Below are 18,369 nucleotides of genomic sequence, written 5' to 3' on the forward strand. Positions count from 1 at the left end.
ATCATCCTTAAATCTAGACAGATTAAACTTTTTCACCTGTCACGGCGGCTTCGGCAAAAGTTGCCATATTGTTATGCAGGCTGCATGCTAACTTGATGATTCCTAAAGCTGCCCCGGCACCACTGCCTTCGCCCAGGCGTAAATTCAGTTTCAGCAAAGGGTTGGCATTCAGTTCTTGCAATAAACGTTGATGACCGTATTCAGCAGACTGATGTCCAAACAGCATCCAGTCACGTACAGCCGGATTTAATCGTACGGCGACTAATGCAGATGCTGTGGTGATAAAACCATCAACCACCATAGGCAAACCCAGTTGTGCACAGCGAATATAAGCACCGGCCATTGCAGCCACTTCCAGTCCACCCACGGCGCACAAGGCTTTAAATGCATCATCGCCTACATATTCCTGGTGTAATGCTATCGCACGGTTAATGACATTTTTCTTATGGTTGAGCTGTTCTTCACCGATCCCTGTCCCTACACCGGTCAGTTGCTCAGCAGGCTCATTCAGCAAAAAACAGGCGACAGCAGAAGCAGAACAGGTATTGCCAATACCCATTTCCCCAGCCACATAGATTGAAGCACCCTCTGCAACTGCCTCATCTACACTTTTACGACCAAGATTTAAAGCTTCTATACATTGTGCTTCAGTCATGGCCACTTGTTTGGCAAAGTTGGCCGTACCCGGGATAATGCAATAACGTTCAACGCCTGCATATTCATAGGCATCACCGACTGAACCACAGTCAATCACTTGCAGTCTGGCATTGTATTCCTTGGCAATTACGCTAATACAGGCTCCACCGCTGGTGAAATTTTGCAGCATTTGGCGAGTTACCGCTTGCGGATAGGCTGAAATGTTTTCTTCCATCACGCCATGGTCACCGGCAAAAATGGTAATCCACGGTTTATCAATGTTCGGGCGCTGATTGTTTTGCAAACAGGCCAACTGAATTGCAACATTTTCCAGTTCAGAAAGTGAACCGGTTGGTTTGGTTAACTGTAATTGACGCTCTGCAGCCTGCAGTCGGGCTTCTGCACTTGGCGTTTTACACGCATCTAACCACCAGTTCATTATTTCTCTCCTTTTAAAATCATGGGAAAACCAGCTACACAAAAAATCACCTTATCGGCAAGCTGTCCAAGTTGCTGATGTAAGCGGCCAGATTCATCTACAAACTTGCGGCTGATCTCACCCATGGGAACAACGCCCAATCCAGTTTCATTGCTCACCAAAATGATTTGTGATTGCAAACTTGGCAGCACATCCAGTAATTTTTCACATTCTACAGCTTGCAGATTTTCATCTTCATGCATTAACAGATTAGTCATCCATAGCGTCAGGCAATCGACCAGGATCAGCTGATTTGCTGCGTCAATTTGCTGCAATCGCTCTGCCAGTGAGAAAGGCTCTTCAATCAGCTGCCAATGGGCAGGACGCTGCATTTGATGATGATAAATCCGTTCCTGCATTTCCGTATCTAAAGCTTGAGCCGTTGCAATATAACTGACTGGTAAACCTGAATCTTTTGCGGCTTGTTCCGCAAGACGACTTTTGCCGGAACGCGCGCCGCCTAAAATGAGTTGAATCATGCCTCACCCAAAATAACTTGATGGTATGGTGTTAATGGCCCCTGCAAGGTTTGGGCATGATAGGTCCCAAAAGTTAATTGCTCGGCCTGAAATTCAAATTGCTGCTGTGAAATATTTTGCATGCGCTCAAACACTGCATCACTATTGATTTTGTCTTTATACAGACCCAAAGTGATATGAGGACAATATTGCAACGCTGCGACTTCTGCTGAACAGGTATATAACTGTTGACGAACCTCGGCCAGGCTTCCTTCAATATCCTCAATTTCAATAAAAAGTGCGCTTTCAAAACTATTTAAGTTCCTTGTCTTCAATTTAAATGAAGATTTTTTTCCCGGTTTAAAAGTTCAATTTGCCGTTGTAATCGTTGCTGGCTAAAATCGTCATCCCAAACCTGCTGGTGAGTGGTCAAAAAACCGCAAATAAACAAGGTGATATGAAACTGGCGCGTATTGGGCGTAAACAGTAGGTCAGAAAAATGCTGACGTAAATGGTCTAAATAGAGCAGCAATTCAGGCGACTGGATTTCCAGATACCAGAGTGAATAATCCGTGCGCCCCTTATGCCACTCAGGATAGTCCTGTGCAAGCGTGGGCACAACTGGCATTGCAGGCTTTAGAAACACATAAAATTCACATTAAATTCAATCACCTTATTTAACCATGAATTTGATGCAATTAAATAAAGCATTGGCTTAACAATATTCAGCCTATGCTGAAATTTATTCAGTTCTTCAAGCATATTCCTGATGCGACCACATTTCGGCATAAAGTCTATGTTCGCCTTGGGCACGTCGATCGACGATTTCCTTTAGCTCCGCCTGTTGTTCTGCGTTGATTTTTACTCCACATTGGCCTAGTCGTCTCAGAGATGTATATCTTCCAATTAGTACTATCACAGAAAGGCTTCGTGTCGATGTAGAAAGTGAAAGTGAAAGTGAAAGTGAAACTATAAATAATATTGTTTTACTGGGTGATTACAATGTCGAGCCTTACGACAAAAGAATTGTTCACCATTTACAGTCATCTAGAGAGAAAGAGCTGGTACTTACCCGCACCTGCAGGTTTCTTTCTTTTCCGCTCTCTAATATCACTGAAACAAATCATCACGCCGTCAGCCCGGTTTGGTGACAGTACACCGTCAGGCTGCTTATTCACTAAAATTTTGCCTGCACCATTTTTGCTATAGGTGGGTTGTGAAAGTTCGCGCTTAAGTTGTTCAAGCTCTTGCTTATCTATGTCTTGTGTTGAGAGTGAAATAAGACTGTCTGGGTCATATTGCATGTCCTGCAAAGCTCGATAGGTATTCTGGAATCGAAGACGCAGCGACCACTACATCTGGGCTTTAAGATTGGCGAAGAAGTCCACGTTTTTACGCGCCTCAACCATCTCCTGCTCGGGGTTATGTACTGCACCTGATCCCCGGAAAGGATTAGCCTCAATTTCTGACATCCCCCTCACTTGATTTTGCTCATTAATGACGCGAGCATCACCGCATACACCAGCTCCTAACCCATCCGCATCGTAGAAGAACAAATTCAGTTTTAGATCCAGGCATGCATCGATAGCTTTTTGCGTGGTACCAAAAATGTCATCACCAACGCCTGACCATGTATCCAGGTATTGCAATACAATCCCGTGACGAGCCGCAAAAAAGTTTTTATCCTTACCTTCATCTGCTACATCCAGTGCACCGTTACGCTCACCAGAAGGCTGAATACCGAGCTCAATATGAGAATCAACAGCAGCTTCAACCCATGCGGAGGGGATCAGCATGCCTTCAACCGATGCTGCGTAATCAATATCTACTTCTTGAGCCAAAACGACGTCATCAAGTGTGGCCTTTTGCTTTTCATACCATGGATAAAAATCAATTTTCCATGTAGCTCAGCCAGCCAATTCTTATCAGGATTAGCCCTCCAAGGCATGGTAAAGACGGCGTAACGACCGCTAAAACGATCCTGGTGAAAGCGATCGCCGATACCATTGGGAGTAGAGAGCAGTCATATCACTATAGATGATCTCGCCATCTTCATCGCACTCAACACCAATGTGATAAAGCTCATGTTCAATCAAACGACAAAATTCACGATCTGAAGCTTGCTCACAAAATGCAGCATCAACCGTAATCAAATATTGAGGTACGAAACCGAACCAGTCGCGTATCTGCTGTTCCTGGCGTGCCTGCTTCCATCCGCCTTGGTTAAACATGACCTTTTCACATTGCCACAGCACCATACGTTTTTTAGCTACGGCGGCAGATGATGCCCAAGCAAATGCAAGGAACTCTTCATTGTCGTGAAGTAGCTCAGCAATATGATCATGATCCGGGTTATGGAGTTCACCACCAAGGGTCAGCCAGTTTTTGACAACCCATTCTTTTAATTCCACGGCGGGCGCTAATAAAATCGCTTCTTCTTCCTCAGCCTGATCAATCAGATTCGATGGTGGGAATGGTCTGAACTGGTCCATAAGATGCCTTTAAATTTCTCAGCCACATCGTAGCTCGACCCATATTGATGTCTGCAGGTAAAAACTGCTGAAACCGATATCCCATTTCTTCAGCATGGTCATACCGGTCGATGCTCCAGGCTTTTGTAGCCAGCTTACCTTTACGACCACCTGACCAAGGACCACCCGCAATTTCAATCAGCATTCGATATTCAATAAGGTGAAAATCAAACCGCCAATGCTTAGTGCTTTTGAAGTGAAAATACTCTTCATATTTAATTTCCATGCGATCAAGGATTTCTTTGAGTCGATCGAATGCTTCTAAGTATTTTTCACCGGCTTTGGGTAGTGGTCTGGTACGAGATTTCTTTTTAAGTGGGCCTTTATCAGTTAAGGCTTTGTATTGATCAGGATTCATATAAAGCAAAGCGCAAATTCTTAATACGCTCTCTCAACTTAATCATGATGCCGTCAATTGCCAGTAACTCATTTCGAGTCAACCCAGCCTGACTGAGATTTTGATACTTAGACAGCTCAGCACTGCAAAATTCTAAGTCTTGTTTCGCTTGTACTTTGTCTGTCATGAGTACCTCAAAATAAAAAACCCAGCACTCAGGCTGGGTCTGTCATATTGTTTATTTTACTGATGCAATGCCATTTCCGCACTTTTGGCTAAAAATGCCGAACGGCTTAAGTGTTGTTTCTTGGCCACAGCATCAATACGCTTCACCAAAGCTTCCGGCATACTGATATTAATACGAACAGACTTGGTATTTACCTTTGTCGTATCAATATCAACTAACAGCCAAAAACCACCTTCAAATCTCTCATCACCTAACCATCGCTCTGGGCTTGATGGTACAGGTAACGGAATATCTTCACCATCAAAGTGAACCTCAACCGCTTCCTGCGCCATGCGCTGGATGTCTTGCATTTCATCCGCAGCACTGAAACACCCTTCAAAGTCAGGGAAAGTTAAACCGTATGCAGCATCTTCATCTTTATGAACATATACTGGATATAACATATTTACCTCCATTCCCAACCAGCCTGTTTATATATATTGCGTAGAGTACCTATCGGCATATCTTTACGTGGATGTGGCACCACAACATGACCGGGTTTATCGGGATGCTTATACTTTTCATGGTCGCCTTTACCGCCAACCTTGTACCAGCCTTCCTGCTCCAGACGCTTAATAATGTCTTTGCTGTTCATTGTGTAATTATACACAACATTATTTCAATAAGGAATAGAAAAAGAAACCCCGCCAATATCTAGTATGTAGCGGGGTTTTATGTGCCGTAATACGTTCGGCAAAACTTTAAGCAAAAAAAAACCTGCATCTTGGGGAAGGTGCAGGTTATAAACTGAATTTAAGTAAATAATGTGGAGATTTACTTAATTTCCAACTAAAATACTCTGGATTACGCTACCTTTCAAGTTTTATTACAATATAATTTATTGATTTGTATATATTTAAAAATAATATTATTTTATTTAACTTCTTTCAAACAATCCCGACACACCTTGATTTCTTCATCATCAACCGTGTAATCGATTTCAGTCGCACCATGTAGGCCAAATAAACACATTAAGAATCGGAGCATTACTTTTCTCCATGCAAAAAAAAGCCCACTTAGGGAATACGATGTGGGCTTATAAAATAATGACCTTAGGGAGTTATTTAGAAACTACAGGAGTTTCTGTGAACAATTATACATATATCAACTAATATTTGATATTTATTTAAATCAAAATTTAAACTTTTGTTATATTTTGCTATCTTAGTCACACAATTTTCAAAAATAAAGAACCCCACCATGAAAAAGTATATTTTTTGGGCACTTTTAATGCTTCTTGCAATCTCAAGCTTAGGGTGCTTTGCTATATCAATCATTTCTAAAGACACGTTATTTGCAATACTCGGGGCTTTGCTTGCCTTGGCTGCACTTTTAACTTATCTAGAAATAAAATCCATCCATAGCGATCCATTTTTTAAGTAAGTATTTTAATTAGGTCGAATTCGCCATAATTAGAATCTGGAATACTTTTCGGAATAATTTGTTGTTAAAAATGTGACCCCCTCATTTGTGAAGGTACCATGCAAAAAAAAGCCCACCTCGAGAACATTGGTGGGCTTAAACTAAGGACCTTGGAGGGTCATTCAGAAACTACAGCTGTTTCTGGCTGCCATCATACATACTTATTCGTGAATTTTCTGTGAAAAAAATTAATTAAAATTTTAAATAATAGAAAATAAATCAATATATTATAAAAAATTAACTAATAATGTATCAAATATTAAAAAAGCCCGTTTTTGGTTTCACTCTTATGTTCAATCAGTGATTCTTGATATAGAATCAAATCATAAAGCCGCTTAATGCGGCTTTTGTTGTTTTGAAGGAATTGAATAAGTGAGTAATAATGTGAGTAACAAGTAAAAAATCACCCAAATTAATAGTTTAAAATAATGCGATTATTCATCAACAATATCAGCAAATTTAGCATCTAAAACGCGTGCTAAATCTTGTGGGTTTAACCCAACATCCAATCCCCTTTTTCCACCACTAACGTACATGGTTTTAAGGTTTTTAGCACTCTCACATATAATTGTTTTTAAACGTTTTTTCTGTCCAACCGGGCTAATTCCACCGACCAGATAACCTGTTAAACGTTCAGCATTTTTAGGATCAGCCATCTGTAATTTTTTACAGCCTACAGCCGCTGCCACTTTCTTTAAATTTAATTGATGATTGACCGGTAAAACTGCTACAAAGTAGTTCTTATCATCGGTGACTAATAAAGTTTTAAAGACTTCTTCAACGCTGAGCCCCAGTTTCTCAGCCGCTTCTAGACCAAAGCTTTTCGCATTGGCATCGTGTTCATATTCATGGATAGAAAATTCAATTTTATTGGATTTTAAAACTTTACAAGCTGGTGTCATTTTTTTGAGGATATTAATAACGAGATAAGTAAATTATATGCCCTTTAGAAACGAATGTTTAGATTGCTTAAGCTATTTTAGATTCATCTTTTAAATCACGTGACTCTACAAAAACATTAAAAAATCATTTTAGGACTTATATTTTAAAATCGAATTATGGACATAGCTAAAATCTAAGCCTAAGCAAGTGTGAGGTGATTCCCTATTCTACTGTCGACTAGACAAGCGGTTATTGTGATGTTGGTGTTGGGTATTGGTCTGCCTTTACTTGTTATCTCTAATTCATATACTTTTATTTGAAAAACTGGCTTTATCTTAGCAACCTGCTATAGCGCGATACTCAGGTTTAAATCAAAACTGTTAAAAATATGCTTTTTTAGTTTTAAAAAGTAGATCCTACAACAGTTGATAAAAAGCGTGGATATTGCATCCACGCTTTTTGGTTACATTAAAATTAATGAGCTAAATTTCTAAAAATAAGTTTAAGACTGTCTAACATTTTTTCAATTTGCAACGGGGTCAAACCTTCAAAAGACTGATCTAAAACAATATGACTCAGATCGTTAATTTTTTGTACCATTTGCTCGCCCATATGAGTTAAAACGACACGGGTAATTCGCGCATCGTCTTCACAACAATAAGTATGTACCAAGCCTTCATCTTTTAGACGATAAATAATTTTCGTAGTCGTCGACATCTTAAAAATCAGCATCTCGGATAGCTCGGATACACTCGCATTGGGCTTGGACTTTAAAGCCAACAAGATACGCCGACGAGAATTGTCTAAACCATATTTTTTTAACGCATGATCCACATTCTGAACATATTGAGAATGTACTTGAGTAATCCAGTAGTATGGAAAATTATCCAGATTAAACTCAGATGCTGCAGAAAAAAATTTACTGTATTTTCTTGTCATGTCAAAAAACCTCTAACTTATTGTTGTAATTTAAATTATTTTAATGTTCCAAATTTTATTTAAAGTCATTTTTTTTAGCAATACATATTAAATTATTTTTATTGCTCATTCAAAAATTAAGTCTCTCATAAATTGTGTAAAAAATCTACAAAATTTGTATAAAATAAAAGCCCGACATCATGTCGGGCCTTTTCGTATTTGATGCTTAGATCTGACTCCTATCGTACATCACCTTGCTGATCTAAGAATTTTTTCTTTACTTCTATTTATTTTTTTATTGCTGAACTTCCTGTTCCTGTATGATTTGGGCACAGGAAAAATCTATTACACTAATCCATAAACACCTTAAATTCCTGTGCGCCATAACGTACAAAAATGATGAATTTTACATCCAGGCTTTATCAATATCATTCATATATTTTCTTCAAAAAAGAACGGGAAATTTTCTATCTCTGTAAAAATAAGTGCTTTTTAAATATACTTATTGATAGAAAATTTCCAAATAGAACAGCGCAGAATACTTTATAAAGACACACCGAACTTCTTGAATATGCTGGCACGGCGTTTTGGATGAATATTGGCTTTATTTAAATCACCTTTATAATGATCAAATACACGTTTATCCATCATTTTAAACCAGAGCGATGGAATTAAAGCTGGTAATAACATGGTGGCATAACCACTTGGCAATTCAGGTGCTTCATCAAAGTGACGTAAGGCCTGAAATGGTCGTGTCGGATAGGCATGATGATCGGAATGACGCTGCAACTGGTACAAAAACAGGTTGGTAGTAATATTGTTATTGTTCCAGCTATGCTCAGGCATGATACGTGTATAAGTTCCATCTTCCTTTTTATCGCGCATTAAACCGTAATGTTCAATATAGTTAATAATTTCAAACAAACTGATGCCATAAAATGCCTGTGTGGCCAAATAAGGAATCACGTCTTTACCAAATAGCTTCAGCATACTGGCATGAAAACCGGCACTCATCGCCCAGCCTTGAAACAGTTCATTTTCCTTGCTAAAGAAAGATAAACCTTTGCGTTTTAAACGGTTCTTTTCAATTTCAATGGACGATTTAATTCCACCAAATACCGTTCTTGGCCAAAACTCATAGAAAGTTTCACCCATTTTCGAAGAAGCAGGATCTTCAGGCATTGCCGCACGCTTATGGTGTCCATAAGGATGTTCAACCCGAAAGTGATTATAAAACAGCGGTGCTAATGTGGCATGGGCAAGATAATGATCCTTTTTATGCGGCCTATGCGAAAGTTCATGTGCCGTGTTTACACCGACACCATTAATCGCGCCCATGGAAATACCGAGCAGTATCTGATCCAGAAAAGAGGTTTCTTTACGTGTTACCACATAACCGGCAAAAAGGTTGGCAGCCATTTGCAAAGGAATAAACAGTTTTACAATACGGTCATAATAAGGGTCTGCTACAAGTGACTTAATTTCTTCATCATCAGGATTATTACTGTCATTACCGACAATAGCGTCGACTGTTGGAATAATCACATGCAGTAATAAAGGACCGCCCAAGGCAAAGATTTTTTTCGTGGCTTTAGGACCAACCTGATAGCCAGCCAAAATCCCCATACCGATCACCGGTAAACCGGGGCTCAGCAGCCACCAATAACGTTTTTTGTCGAGGGCTAAGCCTGAAGCATTAGGCAGGGTCTGAAGTGTGGCTTGATTTAAATTTACTGGTGCATTCATGCTGGCGATCTTCCCTATTTTTTGTTCTAACGTTATATTTCTAGAAATAGGTCCTCAAGAACAGTTGTAAACGTCCAAAAAAACTATGCAAACGTCCTTGGCATATCTAGCCAATTTTTGACCTAAAAACACATGCTGACATATATCCAGAATTTTATAATTTTTATTCAATGATGACAGAACGATAAGACATGGATGCCTTAAGTAAAATTTTTGACGATATTCATCTGAATAAATCTGAATATATTTATTTAAAACCGCAAGGTCACTGGGCTTATGCTTATCAGGAACAAGATGCCATGATTGGCTATGTGGTTCTGGTGGGCCATATGACCATTCAACTGAATCCACACACCCAACTGCAGGTCGAAGCAGGTGATCTGGTGCTGATCCCATCAGGGCAAAACCACTCTTGCCATAGCAGTCATAAAAGCAATTTAGTTGAAGCACTTAATATTACCGGGCTTTTTGATGAAAAAAGGCAAGAAACCATTGAATTTGGAAGTACCAGCGGTGAACCAGCACTGATTCTGGCGATCCGCTGTCATATTGATACCATTATGGCACGTCCCTTACTGAATGCCCTGCCCGACTATATTCATATTCAGCATATTACCGGCAGCACTACCCCTGAATGGCTACAAATCGGATTACATTTTTTGGCCGTAGAAGCCTATCAAATTCGTCCGGGTCGCGACAAAATTCTCGATCATCTGGTCAGTATTCTTTTTATTGAATGTGTACGCGATTATATTGCCCAGTTAAGCGATTCCAATAACTGGCTCAGGGCTTTGGCACATACCGAACTGGCCAATGCTTTGGCCGCTATTCACGGTAAGCCTGATCAGGCCTGGACGGTAGAAAGTCTGGCTGAACAATGTTGTATGTCGCGTTCCAAGTTCGCCACCTTATTTAGCAGTATTGTAGGAGAAACACCATTGGCCTATTTACAGCAATACCGTTTCCGTTTGGCTTCACAGCATTTACGCGAAGGACAATTGTCGATACAGCAAATTGCCCATCGTGTTGGTTATTCTTCCGAAACGGCGTTTAGCCAGACTTTTAAACGCCTGTTTAATTTAACTCCGAGCCAATATCGCCAGCAGTTCCAGTAAAAATCAGGCTTGATCAGATGTGCCTGCATTCAAGGTATTCAGAATGGCCTGAACCGGGTCTTCACTATTGCTTGACAACAGCTGCTTGTGCATGGTGATGTGCTGCATCGCCTGAATTTGTGCAGTTTCAACGTTCATCAGTTTTTCAATTTCAGCAGCCAGATTTTCTGGCGTTGCATCATGCTGAATCAGTTCCTGAATGACCTTTTTCCCGGCAATAATATTCGGCAACGAATAATACGGAATCTTGATCAGGAATTTGACCAAATGATAGGTCAGCCAGTTTAGTTTATAAAAAGTCACCATCGGACGATGTAACAACATCGCTTCTAAAGTTGCGGTTCCCGAAGCCAATGCCACAATATTGGAAGCATTCATCACTTGACGGCCAATTTTCGATTCCGTATCGATATTTTCCAGCAAACAGACTTTAGCCACACAATCAGCAGGATATTGTTGCAGTAATGCTTCAATCTGCTGTTTGCGCGCCTCATTAATAGCTGGAATCAGAAACATATATTCAGGATGTTTCTGACTAACGATTTTCGCTGCATCAAGTACCAATGGGCCCAATCTTTCAATTTCACCACGACGACTCCCCGGTAACAGTGCAATGTGCTTGTGTTCCACATTCAAGCCCAGCTCCTGCTTGGCTTCAATCAGCGGGTTTTGCAATGGCAATTGACTGGCCAATGGATGCCCGACAAAAGCAGCTGGCACATCAAATTTTTTATAAAAGGTTTTCTCAAAAGGAAATAAACACAGTACCAGATCAATACTGGCTTTGATGCCATGTACCCGTCCCTGACGCCATGCCCAGACTGAAGGACTGACATATTGCACGGTTTTGATCGGTAAGTTTTTCTGTTTCAGACTTTTAGATAAACGTAAATTAAAATCTGGCGCGTCAATCCCGACAAAGACATCCACCGGCTCTTTGCTCCAGATATCAACTAAACCATCACGCACGGCGAAAAGTTTTTTCAGATCTTTTAAAACTTCCACAATGCCCATGACCGATAAAATATCCATCGGATAATAGCTTTTGAAACCTTCAGCAATCATCTGTGGACCACCAATGCCTTCAAATTCGGCATCTATGCCTTGCTCACGAAAACTACGGATCAGTTTAGCGCCAAGGGTATCGCCTGAAACCTCACCAACCACCATTCCAATTTTTAGTTTTCTATTTTGCAAGTGTTTTTCCCCATACGTCCTGCGGCTGAATAGTTTAATATTTTAGCATAGTCCTTTATCTTTACATGACTAAGCATTAATCTCTTCAAACTATAGCAAAACAATAAATTTAAATGCCGTGTTGGGAAAAATTTGCGTTCGATACAAACATGGCTTCAGCAGGAAATTCTAAAATCTTTTCAGACACAGTGGCGATAGATCAACAAACATTTTATTTTCAGCCTAATATTTTTCATTAATGTTCTGGTTTTCAAGGACAAATCGCTTCATGGATATTTCATGAAAAAAATAGACTGCAAATTGTGACTATATGACCTATATGAATAGTTCCACTATAAAAAAGGCTATCGAAACTTTTTGTGAAAATGCATCACATAACAGTAGCCCAGATAGTGTCTAAGTTGAACTGCTATATAATCAACTTCCATTATTCCGATCTCTATTTCAAGAATTCATATCCTGCTGAATTTTCAATATTTAATTTTAATCAGACAAAAGTATTAACGCACAACATAAGAAAATAAAATCCCGCTTTATCTCTTTTTAGAATAAGCAAATCAATAATCAAGACAACGACTTATATGAAAAAGTCATAACATATGCACGTTTTTGATATTTGGCATATAACCATGTTTGGTCCATTAGAATTTATTTTAGCAGGTGTTTTGGTTGGTTTCTGCGTTGGGATTACAGGTGTCGGTGGCGGTTCTTTAATGACTCCTATCCTGATTAGCCTGTTTAGAATCGAACCACATATCGCCATTGGAACAGACTTGCTATATGCCGCTATTTCAAAATTCTGCGGGTCTTTAGTTCATGCAAAAAAAATGAATATTGTTTGGCCGATTGTCATCTGGCTTGCTGTAGGCAGTATTCCTGCCTCATTTGCAACGCATTGGGTACTAGAAAACTATCTCAGCCAATCCAGTAGCTATAAAGCTGTCTTAACCATGGTCCTAGGCTTTATGTTGACCCTGACCGGTGTTTCTATCGTATTCCGTGGTCATATTGAACAATTTTTTAACAAGCTGCGTAAAGATGTACCTGTTGATATGACGCAGGATCTGGAAAAGGTTAACTTACAAGCCAAAGACAAACGTGCTTATATCGTGATTATGGGCATTGTATTGGGAATATTCGTTACCTTATCTTCAGTCGGTGCTGGTGCATTCGGTATTATGGCACTGGTTTTGATGTTCCCAAATTTACCCATGATCCGAATTATTGGTTCCGATGTGGTGCATGCTGTATTGTTGACTTTGGTTGCAGGACTTGGGCACATGAGTTCAGGTAATGTCGATTTACACTTGCTTGGCTGGTTATTGGTTGGTTCCATTCCTGCAATTGTAGTAGGTACTTTGATTAGTTCCCGCTTGCCGGAAAAAATTATCCGTAAGATTCTGGGCATTACCTTGTTTGCCTTAGGTATGAATTTTATGCTGCATCCAGTCAAGGCAAAACCTGTGGCGAAACCGGCTACCGCACAAGTGATCAGCATTGAAAAAACTGCACATGTTTAATTTAACTATACGATTCATCACTTTTTTTTGACCTATATATTGATCTTTTTTATAACATGGTGAATGTATATTCGTGTTATATTCAGGGGATGAAATAATTTTTTGTATGATCGAACCAGTGACGGCAATGAATACACTACAGTCAAAACCTATTACACAATCTGACATCGACGACGTGAATGTACAAAGCATTCAGCCTCTTGTAACTCCTGCAGAATTAAAAAAAGAGTTACCTTTGACTGAGCAAGCCTATCAAACCGTCCTTAAAGGCCGTGAAACTATTCGCAATATCTTGGATGGTAAAGACAAACGCCTGTTTGTCGTCATTGGTCCTTGCTCAATTCATGACACCGTGGCTGCACATGAATATGCCGATCGTCTCAAAGTTTTAAGCGAAAAAGTTAAAGATAGCCTTTATATCGTCATGCGTGTCTATTTTGAAAAACCACGCACCACGGTAGGCTGGAAAGGTTTGATTAATGATCCTGACATGAATGACTCTTTCAATATTGAAAAAGGTCTGCGTATTGGTCGTCAGCTTTTGGTTGAACTGAACGAGAAAGGATTGCCATGTGCGACTGAAGCACTCGATCCAAACTCGCCACAATATTATCAAGACCTGATTTCATGGTCAGCAATTGGTGCCCGTACCACTGAAAGCCAGACGCACCGTGAAATGTCTTCAGGTTTATCTTCACCTGTAGGCTTTAAAAATGGTACTGATGGCGGCTTGACCGTTGCAACCAATGCCATGCAGTCGGTGAAACATGGTCACAGCTTCCTTGGCCTGAATGATCAGGGTCAGGTTTCTGTCATTCGTACTAGTGGTAACCAGTACGCACACGTAGTACTTCGTGGCGGTAATGGGAAGCCTAACTACGATGCAGGTTCTGTTGCAGAAGCTGAAAATGCCTTGGCAAAAGCCAAAGTCAGCAACAAAATCATGATTGATGCCAGCCATGCCAACTCCAACAAAGACCCGTACCTGCAACCGCTGGTACTGAAAAACATCACTGAACAGATTCAGGATGGCAACAAGTCCATTGTCGGCATTATGGTTGAAAGTCATCTGAAAGGTGGTCGTCAGGATATTCCTGAAAATCTGGACAATCTGGAATATGGCAAATCGGTGACTGACGGCTGTATCGATTGGGAAACCACTGAAAAGGCCCTACTCGATATGCATGAAGCATTGAAAGACATTTTACCAAACCGCTAAGAGCTAAAACGCCATCTGACCAGATGGCGTTTCTACTTTAACCTTAGGAAAAATTTTATCTGATGAATGAAATTGAACATGCACTCAGTCATATCGAAAATTTCCAGTTTATTCACGAGCATCTATTCACTTCTGCCCAGCCTAAGGCGGAACAGCTAAAGCTGATTAAAGAATACGGCGTAACTACCATTGTGAATCTGGGATTATCCGATGCAGTGCAGTATTTAGAGCATGAAGATAAAATTTGTCTGGATTTAGGCTTAAATTATATTAAGCTGCCCATTTCAGCAGAAACACCTTCTGATGACCAATGTTTACTGGTATTGGACCTGCTCAATCATCTAGTACAAGAACAGATGGTTTGGGTTCACTGTGCAACCAACCATCATGTCAGCTGTTTGATGTATTTATACCGTCAATATTATATGAATGTAGACATGCCTACTGCGCAAGAACTGATGCACAGTATTTGGGAACCGAATGAAACCTGGACCGGCTTAATTCATGCAGTAGCCCTACAACTGCAAGGTCGCAAAGCTACCCAGGAACTACAGCAGTCGCTGATCCATCCAGATCATTTTGCCTGATGCGAAATCAACACTGTTGCAGTCGATAAAATACCTTCTTCACGTCCGGTAAAGCCTAATTTTTCTGTGGTTGTGGCTTTAACGCTAATTTGTGTAACATGCACATCCAGAACATCTGCAATACTTTGACGCATTTCCAGATTATATTTGGCCAGTTTTGGACGTTCACAGGCGACCGTAATATCTGCATTATTTAACACATAACCACGATCTAAAATCAGTTGATAGACATGTTTAAGTAGAACGCGACTATCTGCTCCCTTAAATTTTGCATCGGTGTCGGGAAAATGCTGTCCGATATCGCCCAGAGCCAATGCCCCCAATAATGCATCACAAAGTGCATGCAATACCACATCACCATCTGAATGGGCTTTTAAGCCTTGGTTATGTGGAATCTTGACCCCCGCTAAAGTAACAAAATCACCTTCTTCAAAGGCGTGTACATCCATTCCCTGACCAATTCGAATTTGTGCGACCACGTTAAGCATCCTTAAGAAATAAATGATTGAGATGTTGTATTCACGCTTTCTATTTCGCTATAGTTACAGCAGCGCAACATAGTGAAATTATAAGCGATCATGCTGGTGAATACCGATATTAATCTCATTAAAACATTAGGCACATTATTCAGTATTGGCTGTTTGTGCTCAACCATGGTATATGCTCAAGACATTGACTGTACACAGCCTGATACAGCCTCAATGAAAAAGATTTGCGCTGATAGTTTTGCAAAATCACGAGAAAAACTCTCTAATCACTATATCACGGCTTTTTTAGTCAGCGATGCGCCGGTACATTTACTCGAAGATACACACCGTTTATGGTTTAAGCGCTTACAGCAATGTAAAAGCCTGGACTGTTATAAGCAGCAATTTGAAATACGCATTGAAGATCTGAATTTTTATACCTCATTGAACCAGACTTTGACCAATCATTATTTAAAATTTGAAAAGGGTCAATTTGCACATCAACCGGTACATTTACAGGTGCATCAACTGACCAAAGATAAAATTAAAATTGAGGGCGTGGCCTACCGCAACCCGAACAACAAATTAGAAACTCAAACGATTCCTTTTTTAGCCTATACCACAGCTGATCAAAAAAGCGAGATTGTCGATAACGAACACGATTGCAAATACCATTTCGATTTTAATAAAGCACTTTTATCGATTACAACCAAACAAAAAGGCTGTGAACGGTTTGCAGGTATATACCGGCTGTATGATTAAAAAGATTGAAGTTATTAAATAAAAAGACAGAGGTATGATGCCTCTATCTTTTTATTTAAAGGGCTACTTTACTTCAACTGATCGACCAGACAGCTTTCATAATCATTTAAAGCTTCATTCATTGTTGCAATCCATCGTGAGTCAGTCGCCATTACAGTCGGTTTGGATATTTTTGTATACGTACGAATAGGCTGTTTAGTGCTATTGGCATCATAAATTTCAGTTTCAATTTCAGTATTCAAGGTAATGTATGAAAAGCCGGGTTGCATCCACGACCAGAATTTGTTTACTTTAACCGTTAACACCAAATCTGGATTTTGAACTTGGGCTGCTGGCACAACTTTATAACCTGAGCGCAACAAAGCAGATTCAACACGTTTTTCGAACACGGAAACTACCGTTTCATCTCTTAAGAAAATGTCCCCCATGGCTTTACCATAACCGTTACGTTTACGGGCGATTGCTTTCGCTTTATCTGAGGCTGTCGCTTGCTGTAATCCACCTTTAAGCGAAGGAATATTGGCCTGTTTGGGCTTTTCTTCAAATACACGTTATCTTCGACTATTTTAATAACCGCAGTTTTAAGACCACTTTCCTGTGTATTGATCTGCTTCACTGGTGATTCCAGAGATACCAAGCCACGGGTAGAAACACACCCTGTCATCCCCACAATTAAAACTGAACTTAATACAATTTTTGAAAAATATTCATAATTATCCATTATTTTAAGGTGATAACAATCAAATTATCATACCATCATTCGAATAATGAATCTTTATGTATTCAAAAGCATGAAGCCAATAACTCCATGCTTTTATATGATCAAACAGGATGCTGTGAAGCGATTTGCTGACTAATCATCACCGCTGTCGCTGCAGATAAAGTCCAACCTAAATGACCATGACCGGTATTATAAAAAATCCGTTCACGGCGACCTCGACTGACCATCGGCATCATGTTGGGCATCATCGGACGTAAACCTGCCCAAGGTACAACATTTTCAGTACTCATATTGAAATTCTTGTTGACCCAATCTGTCAGCGGTTGAATACGGTCTGCGCGAATATCCCGGTTATAGCCATTAAACTCAGCCGTGCCTGCAACACGCAGACGATCAGCACCTAAGCGTGAAGTCACAATTTTTGCACTTTCATCCAGCAGGCTCACCCACGGCGCATTTTTGACACTATCTTCATCATTCAGGTTCAAGGTAATAGAATAGCCTTTCACCGGATAGACATTGACCCGATCACCCAGTAAATTTGCCAAGTGATAGCTTCCCACACCACCACAAACCACCACGGCATCAGCTTCCAGTGATTCCACCACAGCTGCATCTAGGTGCATATTTTCATTGCTAGCATGGTAAAGCACAGTGACACCTTTTTTATGGTGTTTTACATCCATGACCTCCATACCAAACAGGTATTTTACCCCATACTTTTCAGAGGCTTCAGCCAAACCTTTGGTGAATTTATGGATATCGCCGGTCGCGTCTCCAGGGCAATAAAAACCACCATAATATTCACCTTTCAAGCTTGGTTCTATGGCTTTGATTTCTGCAGGAGTAACTGCCATTCTTTCCAGTCCACCCTTGATCAACAGGTCATTCACTTTGGTGGCGATCTCATAATCTAATTTGGTGTGGTAAAAATGCAAAATGCCGCGTTTTTCCAGATTGAACTGAATATTTTCTTTTTCAGCAACTGCAAATAAGCGCTCACGCGCTAAAAGTGCTATTTTAACGGTATCACGAGTATTGGTTTCCTTTGTACACGACAAAAAAAGATAACTCATTGAAATAATGGCATAATACTTGTTTTCTGACGACGAATATGATGACACATTTCAATGAGTTACATCTCATC

General features: G+C 40.1%; 18 protein-coding genes and 4 pseudogenes. 6 read left to right on the forward strand and 16 right to left on the reverse strand.

From position 1 onward, the window contains the following. Positions 1-22: 22 nt before the first annotated feature. From cobT to ACE01T_RS09390, 9 genes and pseudogenes are all read right to left on the reverse strand, one after another. A complete protein-coding gene (gene cobT / locus ACE01T_RS09350; RefSeq protein WP_180044415.1) occupies positions 23-1,075 on the reverse strand; it encodes a nicotinate-nucleotide--dimethylbenzimidazole phosphoribosyltransferase in 1,053 nt (350 codons plus the stop codon). Continuing rightward, on the reverse strand, positions 1,075-1,593 hold the full coding sequence (gene cobU / locus ACE01T_RS09355; protein ID WP_180044413.1) for a bifunctional adenosylcobinamide kinase/adenosylcobinamide-phosphate guanylyltransferase: 519 nt from the start codon (positions 1,591-1,593) through the stop codon (positions 1,075-1,077). Before cobU ends, cobT begins: the two co-directional genes overlap by 1 nt. Then, positions 1,590-2,218, reverse strand: a pseudogene (locus tag ACE01T_RS09360) (2'-5' RNA ligase family protein). Before ACE01T_RS09360 ends, cobU begins: the two are co-directional and overlap by 4 nt. Positions 2,219-2,615: 397 nt before the next feature. Further along, positions 2,616-3,589: pseudogene (locus ACE01T_RS09365) on the reverse strand (terminase); the annotation flags it as partial. Next, a pseudogene (locus ACE01T_RS09370) lies at positions 3,588-4,064 on the reverse strand (putative metallopeptidase); the annotation flags it as partial. The pseudogenes ACE01T_RS09370 and ACE01T_RS09365, both read right to left, overlap by 2 nt. Next, entirely contained in the window at positions 4,024-4,461 is a 438-nt protein-coding gene (locus ACE01T_RS09375) for a hypothetical protein (RefSeq protein ID WP_180044409.1), read from the reverse strand. The gene ACE01T_RS09375 and the pseudogene ACE01T_RS09370, both read right to left, overlap by 41 nt. After that, positions 4,451-4,627 carry a hypothetical protein gene (locus tag ACE01T_RS09380; RefSeq protein ID WP_180044407.1) on the reverse strand — a complete coding sequence of 59 codons (177 nt, stop codon included), beginning with the start codon at positions 4,625-4,627 and terminating at the stop codon, positions 4,451-4,453. The genes ACE01T_RS09375 and ACE01T_RS09380 overlap by 11 nt, the downstream gene beginning before the upstream one ends. Before the next feature lie 56 nt (positions 4,628-4,683). Continuing rightward, positions 4,684-5,070, reverse strand: coding sequence for a type II toxin-antitoxin system HicB family antitoxin (locus tag ACE01T_RS09385; RefSeq protein WP_180044405.1), 387 nt, complete (start codon positions 5,068-5,070; stop codon positions 4,684-4,686). Positions 5,071-5,072: 2 nt separating this feature from the next. Continuing rightward, positions 5,073-5,261, reverse strand: coding sequence for a type II toxin-antitoxin system HicA family toxin (locus ACE01T_RS09390; RefSeq protein ID WP_086197411.1), 189 nt, complete (start codon positions 5,259-5,261; stop codon positions 5,073-5,075). 605 nt (positions 5,262-5,866) lie between these two features. Here ACE01T_RS09390 and ACE01T_RS09395 point away from each other — a divergent pair. Then, entirely contained in the window at positions 5,867-6,049 is a 183-nt protein-coding gene (locus tag ACE01T_RS09395) for a hypothetical protein (protein WP_180044403.1), read from the forward strand. A gap of 473 nt (positions 6,050-6,522) precedes the next feature. Here ACE01T_RS09395 and ybaK read toward each other — a convergent pair whose 3' ends face one another. The 3 genes from ybaK to ACE01T_RS09410 form a co-directional block, all read right to left on the reverse strand. Then, complete coding sequence (gene ybaK, locus ACE01T_RS09400) at positions 6,523-6,990, reverse strand: Cys-tRNA(Pro) deacylase (protein WP_180043976.1); 468 nt, start codon at positions 6,988-6,990, stop codon at positions 6,523-6,525. Between the two features lie 454 nt (positions 6,991-7,444). After that, a complete protein-coding gene (locus tag ACE01T_RS09405; RefSeq protein ID WP_086197423.1) occupies positions 7,445-7,909 on the reverse strand; it encodes a MarR family winged helix-turn-helix transcriptional regulator in 465 nt (154 codons plus the stop codon). A gap of 522 nt (positions 7,910-8,431) precedes the next feature. Next, positions 8,432-9,634, reverse strand: coding sequence for an alkane 1-monooxygenase (locus ACE01T_RS09410; RefSeq protein ID WP_180043974.1), 1,203 nt, complete (start codon positions 9,632-9,634; stop codon positions 8,432-8,434). Positions 9,635-9,825: 191 nt separating this feature from the next. On the opposite strand from ACE01T_RS09410, the gene ACE01T_RS09415 reads away from it, so the two are divergent. Then, a complete protein-coding gene (locus tag ACE01T_RS09415; protein ID WP_180043971.1) occupies positions 9,826-10,749 on the forward strand; it encodes an AraC family transcriptional regulator in 924 nt (307 codons plus the stop codon). 3 nt (positions 10,750-10,752) lie between these two features. Here ACE01T_RS09415 and lpxB read toward each other — a convergent pair whose 3' ends face one another. Then, entirely contained in the window at positions 10,753-11,946 is a 1,194-nt protein-coding gene (gene lpxB, locus ACE01T_RS09420) for a lipid-A-disaccharide synthase (protein WP_180043970.1), read from the reverse strand. 629 nt (positions 11,947-12,575) lie between these two features. Between lpxB and ACE01T_RS09425 the strand changes: the two genes are divergently transcribed. The 3 genes from ACE01T_RS09425 to ACE01T_RS09435 all read left to right on the forward strand — a co-directional run bounded on the left by ACE01T_RS09425 (position 12,576) and on the right by ACE01T_RS09435 (position 15,272). Continuing rightward, positions 12,576-13,466 (forward strand): sulfite exporter TauE/SafE family protein, encoded by an 891-nt coding sequence (locus ACE01T_RS09425; RefSeq protein ID WP_086197427.1) that lies wholly within the window; start codon positions 12,576-12,578, stop codon positions 13,464-13,466. A 127-nt stretch (positions 13,467-13,593) separates the two neighbouring features. After that, positions 13,594-14,685, forward strand: coding sequence for a 3-deoxy-7-phosphoheptulonate synthase (locus ACE01T_RS09430; protein WP_143222737.1), 1,092 nt, complete (start codon positions 13,594-13,596; stop codon positions 14,683-14,685). Positions 14,686-14,747: 62 nt separating this feature from the next. Then, on the forward strand, positions 14,748-15,272 hold the full coding sequence (locus ACE01T_RS09435; protein WP_180043968.1) for a phosphatase domain-containing putative toxin: 525 nt from the start codon (positions 14,748-14,750) through the stop codon (positions 15,270-15,272). Here the strand turns inward: ACE01T_RS09435 and ispF are convergent. Continuing rightward, the gene (ispF, locus tag ACE01T_RS09440; RefSeq protein ID WP_086197430.1) at positions 15,260-15,751 is read right to left on the reverse strand and encodes a 2-C-methyl-D-erythritol 2,4-cyclodiphosphate synthase; all 492 of its coding nucleotides are present in this window, start codon (positions 15,749-15,751) and stop codon (positions 15,260-15,262) included. The genes ACE01T_RS09435 and ispF overlap by 13 nt on opposite strands. 99 nt (positions 15,752-15,850) lie before the next feature. Between ispF and ACE01T_RS09445 the strand changes: the two genes are divergently transcribed. After that, positions 15,851-16,501, forward strand: coding sequence for an A1S_1983 family putative colistin resistance protein (locus ACE01T_RS09445; protein WP_180043966.1), 651 nt, complete (start codon positions 15,851-15,853; stop codon positions 16,499-16,501). A 68-nt stretch (positions 16,502-16,569) separates the two neighbouring features. Here the strand turns inward: ACE01T_RS09445 and ACE01T_RS09450 are convergent, their stop codons facing one another. After that, entirely contained in the window at positions 16,570-16,929 is a 360-nt protein-coding gene (locus ACE01T_RS09450; RefSeq protein WP_257221673.1) for a hypothetical protein, read from the reverse strand. Positions 16,930-17,323: 394 nt separating this feature from the next. Then, positions 17,324-18,262, reverse strand: a pseudogene (locus ACE01T_RS09455) (D-amino acid dehydrogenase); the annotation flags it as partial. Positions 18,263-18,369 lie beyond the last annotated feature (107 nt).

Origin of the sequence: Acinetobacter uliginosus (assembly GCF_044130295.1) — a bacterium.
GTDB lineage: Bacteria > Pseudomonadota > Gammaproteobacteria > Pseudomonadales > Moraxellaceae > Acinetobacter.

What these genes read in the sequence shown, in the direction of transcription:
- cobT (WP_180044415.1), bottom strand. Translation starts at nt 1,075, where the DNA reads ATGAACTGGTGGTTAGATGCGTGTAAAACGCCAAGTGCAGAAGCCCGA.
- cobU (WP_180044413.1), bottom strand. Translation starts at nt 1,593, where the DNA reads ATGATTCAACTCATTTTAGGCGGCGCGCGTTCCGGCAAAAGTCGTCTT.
- ACE01T_RS09375 (WP_180044409.1), bottom strand. Translation starts at nt 4,461, where the DNA reads ATGAATCCTGATCAATACAAAGCCTTAACTGATAAAGGCCCACTTAAA.
- ACE01T_RS09380 (WP_180044407.1), bottom strand. Translation starts at nt 4,627, where the DNA reads ATGACAGACAAAGTACAAGCGAAACAAGACTTAGAATTTTGCAGTGCT.
- ACE01T_RS09385 (WP_180044405.1), bottom strand. Translation starts at nt 5,070, where the DNA reads ATGTTATATCCAGTATATGTTCATAAAGATGAAGATGCTGCATACGGT.
- ACE01T_RS09390 (WP_086197411.1), bottom strand. Translation starts at nt 5,261, where the DNA reads ATGAACAGCAAAGACATTATTAAGCGTCTGGAGCAGGAAGGCTGGTAC.
- ACE01T_RS09395 (WP_180044403.1), top strand. Translation starts at nt 5,867, where the DNA reads ATGAAAAAGTATATTTTTTGGGCACTTTTAATGCTTCTTGCAATCTCA.
- ybaK (WP_180043976.1), bottom strand. Translation starts at nt 6,990, where the DNA reads ATGACACCAGCTTGTAAAGTTTTAAAATCCAATAAAATTGAATTTTCT.
- ACE01T_RS09405 (WP_086197423.1), bottom strand. Translation starts at nt 7,909, where the DNA reads ATGACAAGAAAATACAGTAAATTTTTTTCTGCAGCATCTGAGTTTAAT.
- ACE01T_RS09410 (WP_180043974.1), bottom strand. Translation starts at nt 9,634, where the DNA reads ATGAATGCACCAGTAAATTTAAATCAAGCCACACTTCAGACCCTGCCT.
- ACE01T_RS09415 (WP_180043971.1), top strand. Translation starts at nt 9,826, where the DNA reads ATGGATGCCTTAAGTAAAATTTTTGACGATATTCATCTGAATAAATCT.
- ACE01T_RS09425 (WP_086197427.1), top strand. Translation starts at nt 12,576, where the DNA reads ATGTTTGGTCCATTAGAATTTATTTTAGCAGGTGTTTTGGTTGGTTTC.
- ACE01T_RS09430 (WP_143222737.1), top strand. Translation starts at nt 13,594, where the DNA reads ATGAATACACTACAGTCAAAACCTATTACACAATCTGACATCGACGAC.
- ACE01T_RS09435 (WP_180043968.1), top strand. Translation starts at nt 14,748, where the DNA reads ATGAATGAAATTGAACATGCACTCAGTCATATCGAAAATTTCCAGTTT.
- ACE01T_RS09445 (WP_180043966.1), top strand. Translation starts at nt 15,851, where the DNA reads ATGCTGGTGAATACCGATATTAATCTCATTAAAACATTAGGCACATTA.
- ACE01T_RS09450 (WP_257221673.1), bottom strand. Translation starts at nt 16,929, where the DNA reads ATGGGGGACATTTTCTTAAGAGATGAAACGGTAGTTTCCGTGTTCGAA.